The sequence below is a fragment of the Thalassolituus oleivorans MIL-1 genome, assembly GCF_000355675.1.
In the GTDB taxonomy this organism is placed as follows: Bacteria; Pseudomonadota; Gammaproteobacteria; order Pseudomonadales; family Oceanobacteraceae; genus Thalassolituus; species Thalassolituus oleivorans.
This window is the reverse complement of record NC_020888.1, coordinates 2,523,248-2,539,171: the sequence shown is the minus strand read 5'-3', so window position 1 is coordinate 2,539,171 and position 15,924 is coordinate 2,523,248. Positions and strand designations below refer to the sequence as shown.

Sequence of the window (15,924 nt, the reverse complement as noted above, 5' to 3'; positions counted from 1 at the left end):
GTTATGGCTGAATCAATACCTTAACTTAATTCCACACCAAAATTTCAATCGGTGTCGGGTTGTAGGCGTTACAAGGGTTATTTAATTGTGGGCAATTCGACACTAAGACCAATACGTTTTTTAACGCTTTAAGTTCGACGTATTTGCCCGCATCAGAAATACCATCAGCAAAGGTAAGGCCGCCATCGGCAGTAATTGGCACATTCATAAAGAAGTTAATGTTGTGAGTGATATCCGCTTTATCTAGGCCGTATTCTTCATGTTGATTAATGGCGAGCATCCAACTGTCACGGCAGGCGTGCATACACTTTTTTTCTAGTGAGTAACGTACCGTATTCGATTCGGTCGCGCAGGCGCCACCCAAGGTATCGTGACGCCCGCATGTATCAGCGACAATTTCTAGCAGAGGTTCATTTTCGTTGCTCATCAGCACTGTACCTGCCGTGAGGTACACATTGCCCTGTTCGCGAATGGTATCCATGGCGCTATAGCGCTCGCTAGGGTCGTCGGCATTGTAGAACAGGGTGTCTGCAGCTTGATTGCCTTCTAGGTCTAAAATGCGAAGGGTTTGACCGGCTTCGATACGATGCAAAAAATAGTCGCCTGCTGGGACAACGTGACGAAACGACGCGGCATCTTCTGTTAACTGGCTGTGCTTAATCATTAGTTGTCTCCTTAGTTCGACGCTGAGCTAGATGGAAATGGCTCATTCAAAAAATTATAAAGTGCATTGTTTTTAAAACCGCGCTGATTCTCGCTGCATTTATTTTTGCATTCATCATCATCTGTTACGGGTTTGGCTTGAGCGATACTGTAATGCACGGGCCGCACTGGATATTCATCGGCAGAATTTAATGGATGAGGGCAGGTATGAAAAATCACTAAGGTATCCATTTCAAACCGTAGGGTAATGGTATCTCCGGCTTTAGATGCATTCTCAACATAGCGCATGTTGCCTTCGTCGTCGGTCACTACTTGGCTAAATAAATTTAAGTTAGCCGCCATGTCTTTACGATTTAAACCGTACTTCGCAAATTCGACTAAAAAGGCATCATTACCATTTTGAGTCCAGCCATTATGGGCTTCTTGATAGGTCTTTAGTGTCCATTTTTTTTCAAGCATGTTTTTATTTAAATTGCCGCATACCGTGTCATGCCAGCCGCAATCGTCTTCAACAATTGATGCAAATATTCTCCCCATATCTGAATACAAACAATGACCACGAGTCAGTTTAAATGTGTGCTGACACTTTAGGGTATCGGGTGCATTGTATTTTTCTAGCAGGTCATAAGGATTATAGAAAAGCATGCCGACGTTAGCGCCGCCTTTAACGTCAGTTAGGGTTAATAAGGTGCCTTTTTTAACTCGCATCGACCAATGGCATCCGCCGCCCAACGTATCTTCGTAGATGGGTTTTCCGACCATGTATACGTTGCTCATACACTTTTCCTTACTAGATAAATAGATGTTGCCACCGCGCGAAAAAGACACGTGCGCGCCAAAGATTGAAAATGCAAGGTTAATGCAAAATCAAAGTACAGAATAAGATGGGGGTGTTTTTTCATCTCTGCTTCCTGTCGGTTAACGGATTCGATACAACGACGAACTAATCGTCTGGTTGATCTCCCGGGCTTTTATCCCTCCGTGTAACCTTAACAGTGCGCAGCTGAAAGGTCGGTTACTCTCGGACCAGCACTTCAAAATGTGAAGCCGGAACCCTAGTAACCCATTGTTTTATCGCAATATAACCGCTTGATTAGCGTTACTTTGCTGGGCGCATAGCGTCTGTACATACACCATGTGTGTTGACAGAGTGTGAAGTTCTAATTCTTCACCACGGATAAATCCTAACATAACTTCCCCTTTGCCTGTCAATGCACTTAATTGGCGCTCAAAATTAGGGCGGCGAACTTTAAAACGCTCCTTGGTGGTGCGATTTATTTGGGCGATGCAGGCAAATATGCAAAAGATCGCCGGTCATTAAATAAACACTCTGAGTAAAAGCTAATCATTTAAAGATTATCTACTGAGTCTCAATACGCCTATTGTCGGCGATTTACGGAGACGTATGCCGTTTTCCCCATGTGATGTGCTAATTAGTCCAGATATTGGCACGTTTGGTGCTCACCCTAGTATTACCATAGATTAAAAACGTAATACTGGGAGTAGTTACATGAGAAGTAAGCCAAAGAAATTGCTAGGAGCGCTTTTTGCTGGACTGATGATGTCAGGAAGCGTTTTAGCTGAACCATTAAAAATCGGTTACAGCGATTGGCCAGGCTGGGTGGCTTGGGAAATCGCTATCGAAAAAGACATGTTCAAAGAAGAGGGCGTTGAAGTCCAATTCGAATGGTTTGATTACGTTGCCAGTATGGATGCATTTGCTTCTGGTCAATTAGATGCTGTTGCTATGACTAACGGTGATGCACTGGTGACGGGTTCTACTGGTGGTCGTAACGTCATGATCTTGATTAACGATTACAGCAACGGTAACGACATGGTCGTTGGTGCTCCTGGCATTAAGTCTATTAAAGATTTAAAAGGTAAAAAGGTAGGTGTAGAAGTAGGCTTTGTTGGCCACTTATTGCTACTTAATGCATTAGAAAAGAACGGCATGACCGAGAAAGATGTCGAGTTAGTAAACGTACCTACGAACGAAACTCCTCAAGTTTTAGCGTCAGGTCAGGTAGACGCTATCGTTGCATGGCAGCCAAACTCAGGTCAGGCATTGACCTTAGTACCAGGTTCTACTCGTATTTATTCAAGTAAAGACGAGCCCGGTCTAATCTACGATGTATTGGCCGTGTCTCCATCTAGCCTTGCAGCACACAAAGACGAATGGACCAAAGTTGCAAAAACTTGGTACAAAGCCGTTGCCTACTTGAATGATCCAAAGACTCGTAAAGAAGCGATTAGCATTATGGCTGCCCGCGTTGGTATTCCTGCTGATGATTATACTGCCTTTATTGAAGGCACAAAGATTCTTTCCTTAGATGAAGCTCTGCCGTTTATGAAAAAAGCAGAAGGCTTTAAGTCTTTATATGGTTCTACCAAAATTGCTGACGAATTTAATGTCAACAACAAGGTATATGAGACCAAGCAGGATCTAGATTCTTATATCGATGCCAGCATTATGGAATCTCTATAATCCATATCGAATAATGAATCACCAGAAATGCTATAACTTAGTTATAGCATTTCACTAATATCCAATATGTTTATCGCTTTTGCTAGTGAGTGAATAGCAGAGCAGTTCTCGTTTTTAATATTTGTATCTACCTTTGCGAGACCTTGGTATGACACTATTTGCTGTAAATAAATCAATAGATCCTCAGGCTCGAAAGATAGTTACGCTATTGAGTTTTGCTTGCCCAATCCTACTTTGGTGTGTGGTGAGTTATGTACCCTTTATATGGCATCCGCAAGTAGAGATCACTAACCCAGGTGGTGTCTCATACTTTCGCGAAGGCATGTTAGTGGACCGCGAAGTCTTTGCTGTAGAAACTAGTACCTGTGAAGCATCAGGGTGTGAGCTTCCTCAAGGTGATCCCGCGAATCCCGTATACCTTCCAGCGCCTCACGAAGTTGTTAGAGCGTTTGTAACGGCATTTACTACCGAGCCGCAGCGTAGAAGTGAGATGTGGTTGCATGAAAGTTTGTGGAGCAGTATTCAGGTCATATTTTGGGGGTTCGTGCTGTCGTCGATTATTGGTATTCCGTTAGGGATTCTGGCAGGCACTTATGACTTCTTTTCTAAGTTAATAGAACCTTTTATTGAATTTTTTCGTTATTTGCCCGCGCCAGCGTTCGGTGCTCTAGCCGTTGCTATATTGGGTATTTATCAAGCACCGAAAATTGCCATTATTTTTATTGGTACCTTTTTTCAGCAAGTATTAGTGGTTGCTAATACCACACGCAAGCTGGATCCAGCCTTGCTGGAGGCGGCACAGACCTTAGGAGCAAAGAATCGCTCTATGCTATTTCGTGTAGTAGTGCCCGGCATTCTGCCTGACCTATACCGTGATATTCGTATTTTATTGGGATGGGCTTGGACCTATCTAATCGTTGCCGAGTTGATTGGTACTAGCTCTGGTATCACGTGGTTTATTACCCAGCAAGCGCGTTATAAGAATTTCGACAATGTATTCGCCGCTATCATTATGATCGGCATTATGGGCATTACGATTGATTTGTTGCTTGCATGGTTAGGGCGTCGATTATTTTCTTGGCAGAAACAAGAATCTTAATCCAACTAACACGGCACTAACGACAGCAGAGTATATTATGACTAAGTTAAATCTACCCGACTACAAGCTGCAAAGTGAAGAAGTTAAAGATCGTTTTGAACGTCTAAAGCAACGCCCTGTAACGCTTGAAGTGAAAAACCTATATAAGCATTTTAATAGCCGGAATGGCCAAGTAACTGCACTAAAAGACATTAATTTAAAAATTCATAAGCGTGAGTTCGTGTGTGTGATTGGTCCATCGGGTTGTGGCAAGTCAACTTTAATTCGCATTCTTGCCGGTTTAGAGCAAGCTTCTACGGGCGAAGTATTGCTTAATGGCAACGCGGTGAGTAAGCCCGGCCCTGAGCGTGGCATGGTATTTCAAGGCTATACCTTGTTTCCTTGGCTGACAGTAAAACGCAACGTGATGTTTGGTTTGATTGAGTCAGGTTATGGTGAAGGCGAGGCAGAAGCTGAAGCACTACAGTGGATCGACTTAATCGGTTTAAAACGTTTTGCAGAAAGCTATCCACATCAATTATCAGGTGGTATGAAGCAGCGCGTCGCCATCGCGCGCGCCTTGGCGAATAAACCTAAAGTGTTACTGATGGATGAACCCTTCGGTGCATTGGATGCGCAAACACGCGCGAAAATGCAGGCCTATTTACTCGAAATCTGGAAGAACATTGATATTACCGTGTTCTTTATTACCCATGATCTTGATGAAGCCATTTATCTTGCCGACCGAATCTTGGTATTAAAAGCCAACCCAGGCGAAGTGCAGGAATTGATAGAAGTACCTGTGCCACACCCGAGAAACCCAGATCAATTGCTGTCGCCAGAATTTTTGGCGACCAAAAAGCGCTTAGAAGAATTAATTCATCCACCAACAACGGATACCGACGAAGATCATCTCAACCTTATGCGCATGGTGCATGTAGATGACGACGTTGGGAGTGTTTTTTAATGCTTCAGCTTAGCCATATGACATGGGAAGAAGTAGGGGCCGCTGTTCAAGGCGGGGTTGAAACGGCCATGTTACCGATTGGCGCAACCGAGCAGCACGGCCCTCATTTAGGTTGTGGCATGGATACAGCCATTGCTCACACTCTGTGTTACGACGTTGCTGAACAAGCGGACATATTGTTATTACCGACCTTACCTTATGGCTGTTCGGTTGGTCACTCTAAACGCTGGCCCGGTACATTGGCTTTAAATCCTAAGACCTTAATTGATGTGGTCAGCGATTTAGGCGATTGGGTTGTGTCTTCAGGAATTCGGCGTTTGTTGCTAGTTAATGGACACGTCACTAACGAAGCGCCGCTGCGCTGTGCCTTAGAAATGCTGCGCGCCCGTCACGACGGATTTATGGTGGCTTTAATCAACACTGCGCAACTTTCACCCAGAGTTAAACAAGCGCATTTTGCCGATGCTAACGATTGGCACGCCAACGATGCAGAAACCGCTTTGATGATGCATTTACATCCTGAGATTGTTCGACCAGAAAAACTCGATGAAGCCGATGATCCAGATCGTACTGGCGGCTGTGTTTTTAGCCATCCAGTGAATCGCACCAGTCTTAATGGCGTGACGGGACAACCGTCATTAGCCACCAAAGAAAAAGGACAAATCCTCTATCAATGGATGCAGGAGGATTTACTTGCCATCGTGCAACGGGCAACGGAAGAAGAAGCCCCTCTCAACCACAGCTATCAAAACTCGATATTCGAGCGGCTGTAACTGGATTTATGAAAGACCTATTCATTAGGTGAAATCACATGATCAACATTAAAACTGATAACGAAATCAGCGAAATTCAACAAGACCTAAAAGATAAAGGCGTGAAATATTGCATGGGAAACTATGTTGATATTCACGGTATTCCTAAAGGCAAAGTCGTTCCGATTACGCATTTACACCATATGGCACATGGTTCAGAGCTTTATACTGGCTACGCGCTTGATGGCTTAGGGCAGCAACCAAACGACGATGAAATCGCCTCAGTTCCCGATTTAGATCACATTATTCAGTTACCTTGGCAGCCAGAAATTGCTTGGATGCCAGCGGATAACACTTTGTATGGTCAGCCCTACAAGCTTAATACTCGCGTTTTATTGAAGTCGGTATTAGAGCAAGCAAAAGAAATGGGCTTTGGTATGAACTTAGGTATTGAAGCCGAAGTTTATCTATTGCGCCAAGACGAAAATGGCAAGTTGAGTGTGCCTGATCCTGACGATAAATTGAAAAAACCGTGTTACGACACGCGCGCTTTTCTAAGCAACTTTAGTTGGCTGGATAAAATGGCGACAAGTATTAATGATTTGGGGTGGGGCTTATATTCCTTCGATCATGAAGATGCTAATGGCCAGTTTGAGTTCGATTTTAACTATGCGGACGCGGTTACCAGTTGTGATCGTTTTACGTTCTTGAAATTAATGGCAAAAGAATATGCGAAGCAAGAAGGTTTGTTAGCGACCTTTATGCCAAAGCCATTTTCGAATAAAACCGGTACTGGCGCGCATTTTAATATGTCGCTTTACGATCTCGAAACGAAAGAAAACTTGTTTCAGTGTAAGCCAGTAGATGATCCTCATGGCTTAGGTTTAACGAAATTAGGCTATCAGTTTATTGCGGGTATTTTGAAACACGGGCCAGCTTTGTGTGCGGTATTTGCACCGACAGTGAACTCTTATAAGCGGTTAGTACGTCAGGGCGACATGCCTTACTTTACGTGGGCACCGGTATTTAACTCGTTTGGTTCTAACAACCGCACCAACTCGGTTCGAGTACCTATGGGTGGTGGTCGTTGTGAATCGCGTAATGCTGATGGTGCAACCAATCCTTATCTTGCGGCAGCGCTAGCGCTGGCGGCGGGTTTAGAAGGCATTCGCGAGAATCTTGATCCGGGTTTACCGCAAGAAAAGAACTTGTATGAGCTAACAGAAGAAGAACGTGCAGAAAAAGGCATTGGCTTTTTACCGCGTACTTTGGATGAAGCGATTGATGCGTTTGAAGCTGATCCCTTTGTGGAGCAGGTTTTAGGCTCAGAGTTGCGCAATGAGTTTATTCGCTATAAACGCGCCGAGTGGAATGAATATCATACCGCGGTGAGTGAGTGGGAAATTCAACGCTATAGCCATTTGTTTTAATGTTCTGAAAACGGCGGCGTTAATATTAACGCCGCTTTGCGAGCTAGGAGCCGCTATGGAAACCGGTAAAGACAAAGTGAGTCGTATCAGTATTTCTATGCCAGAAGCTTTGCTGGAAGGCTTAGATTTAATGGTTGCCAAGCGTGGATTTGAAAGTCGGTCGCAAGCCATATGCGATATGATTAGCCACCAGATTAACGAATACAATCAGCAGCAAGGTTCGACTGTTATGACCGGAACAGTAAATCTAGTTTATAACCATTCAACGCCCGGACTAACGAAAAAACTGCATGATTTGCAATACGAATATATCGATGAAGTGATCAGTAATTTAAATGTGAATCTGACTCACACCAATACATTGTCGATTATTTTAGTCCAAGGTCCCGCCGATCGGTTGAATATGATCGCCGATAAAATGACCACGCTACGAGGGGTCGTGCATGGTCGTTTATTATTAAATTCTTATCTTATTCCGCCGATCCATCCATTGCCAAAGGCTTAGCCTTGGTGGCATCGTTTGGGCAAGAAAATTCTTCTTTGCTCGATAGTAATTCATACAAGGCTTGAGCAGCAGGGCCGACACTGTCCGGGTGGGCTTTTATTAAATATAAATCGGCGTAGCGAGTTGCTTCTTCTTCAAAGGGAATGACCGCTAGGTTGCCCGCAGCTATGTCTTGTTCCACCCAGTGCGATGGTAGCCAGGCAAAGGCTAAACCGCGCTTAACAATATTGACACTGGTGCTGACATGAGTAACGGTCCAACGCTGATTCGCCCCTAGCCAGCCAGAATCAACATTGCGTTTTTTACCACTGTCGCGCAGTACCACTTGGCGGTGTTCGATTAAATCATCGTAACTAACGCGACGATTTAAGGTTTGTAGAGGATGATTAACACTCGTCACCGGAATGAATTCACAACGATAAATGTGCTGACCTTGGCGATCGGTAGGCACTTGAGCGGTTATTAATAAATCGACTTTATCGGCATCTAATAAATCATTGCCACCACTAAGAACAAATTCTTCTAGCTCGATACGCGTATGCGGATAGGATCGGGAGAATTTTTCCAATGCACAAAAAAGCTGTTCGCATGGATAAACCATATCTCGGGCGACACGCAGCAACGACTCCGTGCCGCCGCTTAAAGATGCGGCTACGCGGTCGATGCTTTCGGCTTGATCAAGTAAGCGTTCGGCACGCATCAGTAGGGTTTTTCCTTCGGGCGTCAGAAACGCTTTGCGACCTTCCACTTCTAACAGTTGCACGCCAAGTTGCTCTTGCAGCTTGTGTACACCGTAACTAATCGTCGATTGGCTTTTATAAATAGCGTCTGCCGCTTGGGCGTAGCCACCGTGTTCAACAACTGCGCGAAACATACGCCACTGTTCAAGTGTTGTTTTCATTCTCTCATCCCTACACCAAGTTTAACGAGTGTGGCGGCATGTTTCGAAAAAGTCGAATGATTAACGTAGGACGGATTGTTCTCTAGGAGCGTTTTAACCACTTACGCACAGCGTTCCAGCGATTAACGACTAGCGCTGTAAAAATGAGCGAGCACCCGAACAGTTGGCTAGGTTCCATGCGCTCACCAAACCAAGCGGCGGCAAAAAGTGACGTCCATACGGGTTCAATAATCATAATCACCGCTGCGTGACTGGGGCTCGACATACCTTGGGCATAGGTTTGAATAAAGAAGCGAGCTGCCGTGCCTACGGTAATGCTCAGTCCTAGCCACCACCACATATTGCCAGTCCAATGATCTGGCCAAGTCTCAGTCGCGGCTGATAGGGATAGAGCGACGATGCCAACAATCGAAAGCTGAATGGCACTTAGCGCGAGTGCTGGAACATGGCTTGCCGCGCGACCATTTAAAATAAAGGTGAGTGACAGCAGCAGTGCCGAAATAAAGAAAAATAGCTGGCTCGGTTCTGGCTGGAAGCCATGTTGCAAAGACAGTAAGCCCAATCCCGTAAAAGCCAAGGGCAGGGCGATCCAGTTACTGCGGCTAATGCTATCGCGAAATAACAACCAACTTACCAGTGGTACTAACACGACCGACAAACTGGTGATAAACGAGCCTTCGCCTAAATGCTTCGCAGAAAACAAACCAATTATCCAAAATGACATGGCCGCGCCAAATAATACGCCTACGCCAGCGGAGGCCTTCCACTGTTTTTTGGTTAAACGGGTCAGCGGTTTAAAACCAGGGATGGTTAGTAATAATCCGGCGAGTAAGAAGCGCGTGCCAATAAACAGCAAGGGCGGAAACTCGGCTAACGCTTCTTTCGAAAACATCCAGCTAATGGCCGCCAATACGGTTACAAGTAACAGCAGGAGATCGGCTTTAAATAAGTTTAAAGGCTTATGTAACGAGGTAGAGTGGGACACGAAAGCTGGCCATAGTAGGGAGTATTAATACGGCGCGCAGTATTTCATAGCTGACGTGTTTTGTCTGTCAGAACTCAGCCGATTCGCAGGTGCTTTTCGGCCGAATTCGTTGGTGTGTATCGAGCCTTGTTCAAAGGATCTCGACCATTAAATCATCTGAAATAGCTTCCAACGCGTCGGCCAGATCGTGTGAATCAAACCCTTCAGGCACTCGCAGCTGAGCTTCGCTTTTAAAGATAGGCAGGGCCGACATTTCAGCGCTTTCGCAACTGGTGGTGAGTTCCAATACGTTAACGTTTAAGCGCGCTAATACTTGCGATACTTCACGAACGATCCCCGGACGGTCGTTACCGACCACACTGAGTGTTAAATCTTTGGTGTTGTTGGTATCGCCTGCGCTGTTGCTAAGTTCTGCAATAACCGAAATGCCACGACCACCGAGAGCCGATAACGCACCGATTAAACCGTTGCTGCTTTCTTCTTCAATGCCGACGCGCAAAATCCCCGCGAATTTGCCTGCCATCTGCGCCATGCGGCTTTCTAACCAGTTGCCACCATGTTCGGTAATGGTGGCGGCAAGTTGCTCAACAATACCCGGTTTGTCGTCAGCGATGACGGTTAGAACAAGAAAAGTCGACATAAGATGTCCTTACTAAAATTCAATATGTTGTCGTTATTATGGCAAGACGTTACCACAAGCGAGAAAAAATTCGCACCTAGAGTTAGCAGAAGCAAGATAGTTTCCAAACGGAGGCATTTCTCGATTGAATGGCCGTAATGGATACAGTAGCCTGTCTGGCCAACCTGATAGCGGTTGGATAACTTAAATTATTGAATATGGACTGCATCATGGATACCCGCTTCCCTCGTATAGAACGCCTACCTCCCTACGTCTTTAACGTCATCGGTGAGTTGAAAATGGCGGCGCGAGCGAGAGGCGAGGACATCATTGATATGTCCATGGGCAATCCTGATCAAGATACGCCAAAGCATATCGTCGATAAGCTGGTCGAAACCGCTCAGCGCAGCGGTACGCATCGCTACAGCCAATCCAAAGGTATTCCGCGCTTACGTCGTGCTATGGCCAACTGGTATAAGCGCAAGTTCGATGTCGATCTTGATCCCGAAACTGAAGTCATTACCACTATTGGCTCAAAAGAAGGCTTGGCGCATTTAGCATTAGCGACCTTAGGTCCTGGTGACAATGTACTTGTGCCGAACCCGTCGTACCCGATACATCCTTATGGGTTTGTGATTGCGGGTGCCGATATTCGTCATGTGCCGATGACACCGGATACTAACTTTTTTGAAGAGCTGGAAAAGGCGATCAAAACAACCTGGCCTCGCCCGAAAATGTTGGTGCTTAACTTTCCCGGTAACCCGACGGCAGAATGCGTCGAACTCGAGTTCTTCGAAAAAGTCGTTGCTATGTGCAAAGAATACGAAATCTGGCTAGTCCAAGATCTTGCTTACGCCGATATCGTGTTTGACGGTTATCAGCCGCCATCCGTACTGCAAGTGCCGGGAGCCAAGGATATTGCGGTTGAGTTTTACTCGTTATCCAAGAGTTACAACATGCCCGGTTGGCGCGTTGGCTTCTGTTGTGGCAATAAAGACCTAATTTATGCGCTCGCAAGGATTAAGTCTTATTTAGATTATGGTACATTTACACCTGTCCAAGTTGCTGCGATTGCTGCCTTGGAAGGTGACCAGTCGGTAGTGACTGAAATATGCGAGATGTACCGTGAGCGTCGTGACGTTCTCTGTAAGGGGCTGAACGATGCTGGTTGGGCGGTAAAACCTCCGAAAGCAACCATGTTCGTCTGGGCGCAGATTCCCCCAGCGTATCGCGATATGGGTTCCCTTGAATTCAGTAAAAAGCTGCTTATGGAAGCAGGTGTTGCGGTGTCGCCAGGCATAGGCTTCGGTGAATACGGCGATGATCATGTGCGTTTTGCACTGATCGAAAATGAACAACGAACCCGTCAGGCACTTCGAGGCATTCGCCAGATGTTGCGTAAAGACGGCGTTGCACAGGCTTAAAAGCCACGCAACTAACCAATATGAATGGAAGCCTACGCCTTTATGGCTAAGGTAGGCTTTAGAAATAATTGAACGACAATCTCTAGGAGAGACGACCTTGAAACCGGTAAAAGTAGGTATCTGTGGTTTAGGTACTGTAGGTGGTGGCACCTTCAACGTACTTAGCAAAAATGCAAACGACATTGCACGCCGGGCAGGTCGCGAAATTATTATCGCGCAAGTGGCAACACGTCACCCAAACCCAAATGTTGATACCGGTGATGTAGCCGTTACCGATAACGTGATGGATGTTATTAATAATCCAGAAATCGACATCGTTATCGAATTGATTGGTGGTTACACCATCGCCAAAGAAGTGGTTTTGGGTGCCATTGCCAATGGCAAGCACGTCGTTACCGCTAATAAAGCTTTGATTGCAGTACACGGTGCCGAGATTTTTGCTGCTGCGGAAGCGAAGGGCGTTTCTGTAATGTACGAAGCGGCCGTTGCTGGTGGTATTCCCATCATCAAAGCGATTCGCGAAGGTTTAGCGGCAAACCGGATTAACTGGTTGGCAGGTATCATTAACGGTACTGGTAACTTCATTCTGACCGAAATGCGCGACAAAGGTCGTGACTTTGCCGATGTGCTGAAAGAAGCACAAGAACTTGGCTATGCCGAAGCAGACCCAACGTTCGACGTTGAAGGTATTGATGCGGCGCACAAGCTAACGATTTTGGCGTCTATTGCCTACGGTATTCCGTTGCAATTTGAGCGTTGTTACACCGAAGGCATCAGCAAAATCACTCAAGAAGACGTTGAGTACGCTGATGAACTTGGCTACCGCATTAAGCATTTAGGTATCAGCCGTCGTGGTGAAAATGGTATCGACTTGCGCGTTCACCCAACCATGATTCCTGTGGCACGTCCGATTGCTAAAGTAGACGGCGTGTTGAACGCAGTTATGGTCAATGGCGATGCGGTTGGCGACACGCTGTATGTTGGCGCAGGCGCGGGCGCCGGTCCTACTGCTTCTGCTGTGGTCGCTGATGTCATCGACTTAGCACGTACTATGGATGCACCGGCAACTGCAGCGGTTAATCACCTAGCATTCGACACCATCGAAAAGACGTATGTCCTGCCGATTGAAGATGTAGAAACAGCCTATTACTTGCGCATTCAAGTACAAGATAAGACTGGTGTTTTGGCGAGCGTGGCAACTATTTTGAGTGAGCGTGGTATTAATATCGAAGCTATCATTCAGAAAGAACCAAAAGCAGAAGACGACGTTGCGCAGATTATTCTTCTGACGCACCGCATTGTTGAACGCGATATGAACGCTGCAATTCTGGCTATTGAAAGTTTGCCTAGCACGGTCGGGGAAGTGACCCGTATTCGTGTTGAGCAGCTCGACTGACTTCATCGCAGGTTGTAACAAAAACGGAGCCGCTGGCTCCGTTTTTGTTTTTGTCACCTACCGGTTTTAATCCAGCAAATATCATTTTCATTGATTGAAAAATAGATAGTCATAGCCTTGGTGAATGATCGGGTTTTGGGCATAATAGCCGGCTAATCACTTGGATAGACTTCATGAACATTGATCGCATAGATCTTAATCTTCTCGTGTATCTCGATGTATTGCTGCGCGAAGGCAGCGTTACGCGTGCGGCGCAGCAACTCGGTATCACTCAGCCAGCCATGAGTAACGGCTTACGCCGCTTACGCGATGTATTTGGTGATCCTTTGCTGGTGCGTACATCCGATGGCATGACGCCAACGCAAAGGGCGCAAGAGTTACAGCCTGTCATCCGCAAAGCCTTAGGTGAGTTAGAAGCCGCCTTACAGCCGTTAGAAGAATTCGATGCCATGGTTAGCCATCGCGTATTTCGTATCATGGTGAGCGATTACGCTGAATCGACACTTGTGCCTGAGTTAGTTAAGCGCCTGCGTACCGACGCTCCCGATATTATTCTCGACGTGCTCACGCCATCGGATGTGACATTTAAGGATGTAGAGGCCGGTAAAATCGACATGGCAATTAACCGTTTTGATGAAATGCCACAGTCATTTCACCAAATGACATTATGGAAAGATGATTTTGTCTGTCTGGTAAATCCAGATCATCCACTATCTTCGAACTTTAATCTGGAAGCCTATTTGGCTAGCAAGCATATCTGGGTGAGCAAAACGGGTATGGGCGCAGGTGTTGGTATTGATCCAGAAAAAGTTGTGCGGCTAGGTTGGGTAGATAATGCGTTATCGAAGTTGGGCCACAAGCGCAAAATTTCGGTATTTACGCGTCATTATCAAATGCCGGCTTTACTGGCCTTGAATAACGACCTAGTGGCAACTCTACCGCGCAAAGTGGCAGAGATGCAGGCGGAATCCGCCGCCTTATTAGTGAAAGAGCCACCATTTCCCATTCCTGCTTTTGAGCTGAAAATGGCGTGGTCACCGTTATTGCAACATCATCAAGCGCATCGTTGGTTACGCCGCATGATTGTGGATGTTGCCCAGCACTGCTAATGACGAGTACATCTTGATCATTATCAAGATGCCTTGAGGCTGCATTCTTTACACTATGATTCTTTGTCATAGCCCGTGAGGTGCAGCCATGTCGATGATACTGCTTGATTACCCTCAACTCGCCCAAGACTTCATGAACCGTGAACATGAAACCTTTGTTAACCTCATGATCGAAGCGGAAGACGCGCTGCTCATGGGCCGTTTTACCGTGCAACATTTTCGCCGCTTAGTGCAGCATAGCCAAGAGCATTTCGCGCACGAAGAGCGTGAAATGCTTGCCTATCATTTCCCTGCATACCCAATGCATAAGCAAGAACATGAACGCGTGTTGGCGACCATGATTAGCCTACTTGAAGGCTATGAAGATGATCAGAATATTTTACCGTTACTTAACTATGTGCAAGAAGTACTCCCAGATTGGTTTGCGGGGCATATTACCAGCATGGATAAAGTAACTGCTGAGTTTCTAGCTCGCCAGAAGATCTCTGCAGCCTAAGCGCTTCAGCGCGCGTCGCGATTTTTCGTTATAATCTGCGCCAGTAGACAACAGAGCCAGTGTGACACTGGCTCAAGCGCGCAGGTATTGTATGTTCAGTAAAACTTCCATTCGTTTAAATAAATACATCAGCGAAAGCGGCATATGTTCGCGTCGTGACGCCGACCGCTTTATTGAGCAGGGCAGTGTGTTTATTAATGGTCGTCGTGCCACGATTGGGGATCAAGTCGGTACTGGCGACGAAGTGAAAGTAAACGGCCAACTGATTGAACCGCGCGAAGAAGATCAGCTGGTATTTATCGCCTTAAATAAACCCGTAGGCATTGTCAGTACGACTGAAAGTACCGAAGTTAATAATATTGTCGATTTTGTTGCGCACAGCGTGCGGATTTTCCCGATTGGACGCTTAGATAAAGACTCCCAAGGTTTAATTTTTCTGACCAGTAATGGCGACCTAGTTAATAAAATTCTACGCGCCGGTAATAACCATGAAAAAGAATATTTAGTCACGGTTAACCGCCCAATTACCGATGACTTTATTGACGGTATGAGTGCCGGTGTTCCTATCCTTGGTACAAAAACGAAAAAGTGTAAGGTCGTTAAAGAAGCCGCTAACGTATTTCGCATTACATTAGTGCAGGGGCTTAATCGACAAATTCGTCGTATGTGTGAATTTTTTGATTACGATGTGGTTAAGCTTGAGCGTGTCAGTATTATGAATGTCACCCTCAAAGGCTTGCCAGTGGGTGAGTGGCGCGACTTAACAGAAAAGGAACTGGCGGTACTATTTAAAGCCATCGAGAACTCTTCATCTGAGGCGCCTAATCCAAATGCTGCTAAGCGCAAGTCGCCACGCGCTATGCCAAGCGCGCCATCGGATGGAAAACCAAAGCGTGTTGCTGGCAGTGCGAAGAAGCCCCCGGGGGCTAAACCCGTAAGCGCCAAAGAAACCTACGCGAAAACGAAAGCCAAACCAAAAACCCGTAAAGAAGCCAATATGATGGGTGCTAAAGCAGGTGGCTATCAGGGTAAAACCGGAGGGGCGAAAACCTCTCGGCCTAATAAATCAAAAGGGCGCTGAGCATAAACCAAAGGGCGCTGATTGCGCCCTTAT

16 protein-coding genes and 1 riboswitch are annotated in these 15,924 nt (G+C 46.0%); of the genes, 11 read left to right on the top strand and 5 right to left on the bottom strand.

What is annotated here, in order from left to right; genetic code table 11:
* Positions 1-25 precede the first annotated feature (25 nt).
* On the bottom strand, positions 26-664 hold the full coding sequence (locus TOL_RS11665) for an urea amidolyase associated protein UAAP2 (RefSeq protein WP_015487537.1): 639 nt from the start codon (positions 662-664) through the stop codon (positions 26-28).
* Positions 665-675: 11 nt separating this feature from the next.
* Entirely contained in the window at positions 676-1,440 is a 765-nt protein-coding gene (locus TOL_RS11660; protein WP_015487536.1) for an urea amidolyase associated protein UAAP1, read from the bottom strand.
* A 181-nt stretch (positions 1,441-1,621) separates the two neighbouring features.
* A riboswitch (guanidine-I (ykkC/yxkD leader) is annotated at positions 1,622-1,733 on the bottom strand.
* Between the two features lie 440 nt (positions 1,734-2,173).
* On the opposite strand from TOL_RS11660, the gene TOL_RS11655 reads away from it, so the two are divergent.
* The 6 genes from TOL_RS11655 (at position 2,174) to nikR (ending at position 7,880) form a co-directional block, all read left to right on the top strand.
* Entirely contained in the window at positions 2,174-3,148 is a 975-nt protein-coding gene (locus TOL_RS11655) for an ABC transporter substrate-binding protein (RefSeq protein ID WP_015487535.1), read from the top strand.
* A gap of 148 nt (positions 3,149-3,296) precedes the next feature.
* Complete coding sequence (locus tag TOL_RS11650; protein ID WP_015487534.1) at positions 3,297-4,247, top strand: ABC transporter permease; 951 nt, start codon at positions 3,297-3,299, stop codon at positions 4,245-4,247.
* A gap of 37 nt (positions 4,248-4,284) precedes the next feature.
* Positions 4,285-5,193, top strand: coding sequence for an ABC transporter ATP-binding protein (locus tag TOL_RS11645; protein ID WP_015487533.1), 909 nt, complete (start codon positions 4,285-4,287; stop codon positions 5,191-5,193).
* Positions 5,193-5,966: a creatininase family protein gene (locus TOL_RS11640; RefSeq protein WP_015487532.1), complete on the top strand. Its 774-nt coding sequence runs from the start codon at positions 5,193-5,195 to the stop codon at positions 5,964-5,966. The genes TOL_RS11645 and TOL_RS11640 overlap by 1 nt, the downstream gene beginning before the upstream one ends.
* A gap of 38 nt (positions 5,967-6,004) precedes the next feature.
* The gene (gene glnT / locus TOL_RS11635) at positions 6,005-7,375 is read left to right on the top strand and encodes a type III glutamate--ammonia ligase (protein ID WP_015487531.1); all 1,371 of its coding nucleotides are present in this window, start codon (positions 6,005-6,007) and stop codon (positions 7,373-7,375) included.
* Between the two features lie 55 nt (positions 7,376-7,430).
* Positions 7,431-7,880 carry a nickel-responsive transcriptional regulator NikR gene (gene nikR, locus TOL_RS11630; protein ID WP_015487530.1) on the top strand — a complete coding sequence of 150 codons (450 nt, stop codon included), beginning with the start codon at positions 7,431-7,433 and terminating at the stop codon, positions 7,878-7,880.
* Here the strand turns inward: nikR and TOL_RS11625 are convergent.
* The 3 genes from TOL_RS11625 to TOL_RS11615 form a co-directional block, all read right to left on the bottom strand.
* A complete protein-coding gene (locus TOL_RS11625) occupies positions 7,846-8,781 on the bottom strand; it encodes a LysR family transcriptional regulator (RefSeq protein ID WP_015487529.1) in 936 nt (311 codons plus the stop codon). The two genes, nikR and TOL_RS11625, sit on opposite strands and share 35 nt — an antisense overlap.
* Positions 8,782-8,863: 82 nt before the next feature.
* The gene (locus TOL_RS11620) at positions 8,864-9,766 is read right to left on the bottom strand and encodes a DMT family transporter (RefSeq protein ID WP_015487528.1); all 903 of its coding nucleotides are present in this window, start codon (positions 9,764-9,766) and stop codon (positions 8,864-8,866) included.
* Between the two features lie 130 nt (positions 9,767-9,896).
* On the bottom strand, positions 9,897-10,406 hold the full coding sequence (locus TOL_RS11615; protein ID WP_015487527.1) for a glycine cleavage system transcriptional repressor: 510 nt from the start codon (positions 10,404-10,406) through the stop codon (positions 9,897-9,899).
* A 209-nt stretch (positions 10,407-10,615) separates the two neighbouring features.
* Between TOL_RS11615 and alaC the strand changes: the two genes are divergently transcribed.
* From alaC to rluF, 5 genes are all read left to right on the top strand, one after another.
* Positions 10,616-11,809, top strand: a complete 1,194-nt coding sequence (alaC, locus tag TOL_RS11610) for an alanine transaminase (RefSeq protein WP_015487526.1) — start codon at positions 10,616-10,618, stop codon at positions 11,807-11,809.
* Between the two features lie 97 nt (positions 11,810-11,906).
* Complete coding sequence (locus TOL_RS11605; protein ID WP_015487525.1) at positions 11,907-13,205, top strand: homoserine dehydrogenase; 1,299 nt, start codon at positions 11,907-11,909, stop codon at positions 13,203-13,205.
* A 173-nt stretch (positions 13,206-13,378) separates the two neighbouring features.
* Positions 13,379-14,314: a LysR family transcriptional regulator gene (locus TOL_RS11600; protein WP_015487524.1), complete on the top strand. Its 936-nt coding sequence runs from the start codon at positions 13,379-13,381 to the stop codon at positions 14,312-14,314.
* Between the two features lie 88 nt (positions 14,315-14,402).
* Positions 14,403-14,810 carry a bacteriohemerythrin gene (locus TOL_RS11595; RefSeq protein WP_015487523.1) on the top strand — a complete coding sequence of 136 codons (408 nt, stop codon included), beginning with the start codon at positions 14,403-14,405 and terminating at the stop codon, positions 14,808-14,810.
* A 91-nt stretch (positions 14,811-14,901) separates the two neighbouring features.
* Positions 14,902-15,891, top strand: coding sequence for a 23S rRNA pseudouridine(2604) synthase RluF (gene rluF / locus TOL_RS11590; RefSeq protein WP_015487522.1), 990 nt, complete (start codon positions 14,902-14,904; stop codon positions 15,889-15,891).
* Positions 15,892-15,924: the final 33 nt, after the last annotated feature.

Coding starts and splice junctions, on each gene's coding strand:
- TOL_RS11665 (WP_015487537.1), bottom strand. CDS start 664: ATGATTAAGCACAGCCAGTTAACAGAAGATGCCGCGTCGTTTCGTCAC.
- TOL_RS11660 (WP_015487536.1), bottom strand. CDS start 1,440: ATGAGCAACGTATACATGGTCGGAAAACCCATCTACGAAGATACGTTG.
- TOL_RS11655 (WP_015487535.1), top strand. CDS start 2,174: ATGAGAAGTAAGCCAAAGAAATTGCTAGGAGCGCTTTTTGCTGGACTG.
- TOL_RS11650 (WP_015487534.1), top strand. CDS start 3,297: ATGACACTATTTGCTGTAAATAAATCAATAGATCCTCAGGCTCGAAAG.
- TOL_RS11645 (WP_015487533.1), top strand. CDS start 4,285: ATGACTAAGTTAAATCTACCCGACTACAAGCTGCAAAGTGAAGAAGTT.
- TOL_RS11640 (WP_015487532.1), top strand. CDS start 5,193: ATGCTTCAGCTTAGCCATATGACATGGGAAGAAGTAGGGGCCGCTGTT.
- glnT (WP_015487531.1), top strand. CDS start 6,005: ATGATCAACATTAAAACTGATAACGAAATCAGCGAAATTCAACAAGAC.
- nikR (WP_015487530.1), top strand. CDS start 7,431: ATGGAAACCGGTAAAGACAAAGTGAGTCGTATCAGTATTTCTATGCCA.
- TOL_RS11625 (WP_015487529.1), bottom strand. CDS start 8,781: ATGAAAACAACACTTGAACAGTGGCGTATGTTTCGCGCAGTTGTTGAA.
- TOL_RS11615 (WP_015487527.1), bottom strand. CDS start 10,406: ATGTCGACTTTTCTTGTTCTAACCGTCATCGCTGACGACAAACCGGGT.
- alaC (WP_015487526.1), top strand. CDS start 10,616: ATGGATACCCGCTTCCCTCGTATAGAACGCCTACCTCCCTACGTCTTT.
- TOL_RS11600 (WP_015487524.1), top strand. CDS start 13,379: ATGAACATTGATCGCATAGATCTTAATCTTCTCGTGTATCTCGATGTA.
- TOL_RS11595 (WP_015487523.1), top strand. CDS start 14,403: ATGTCGATGATACTGCTTGATTACCCTCAACTCGCCCAAGACTTCATG.
- rluF (WP_015487522.1), top strand. CDS start 14,902: ATGTTCAGTAAAACTTCCATTCGTTTAAATAAATACATCAGCGAAAGC.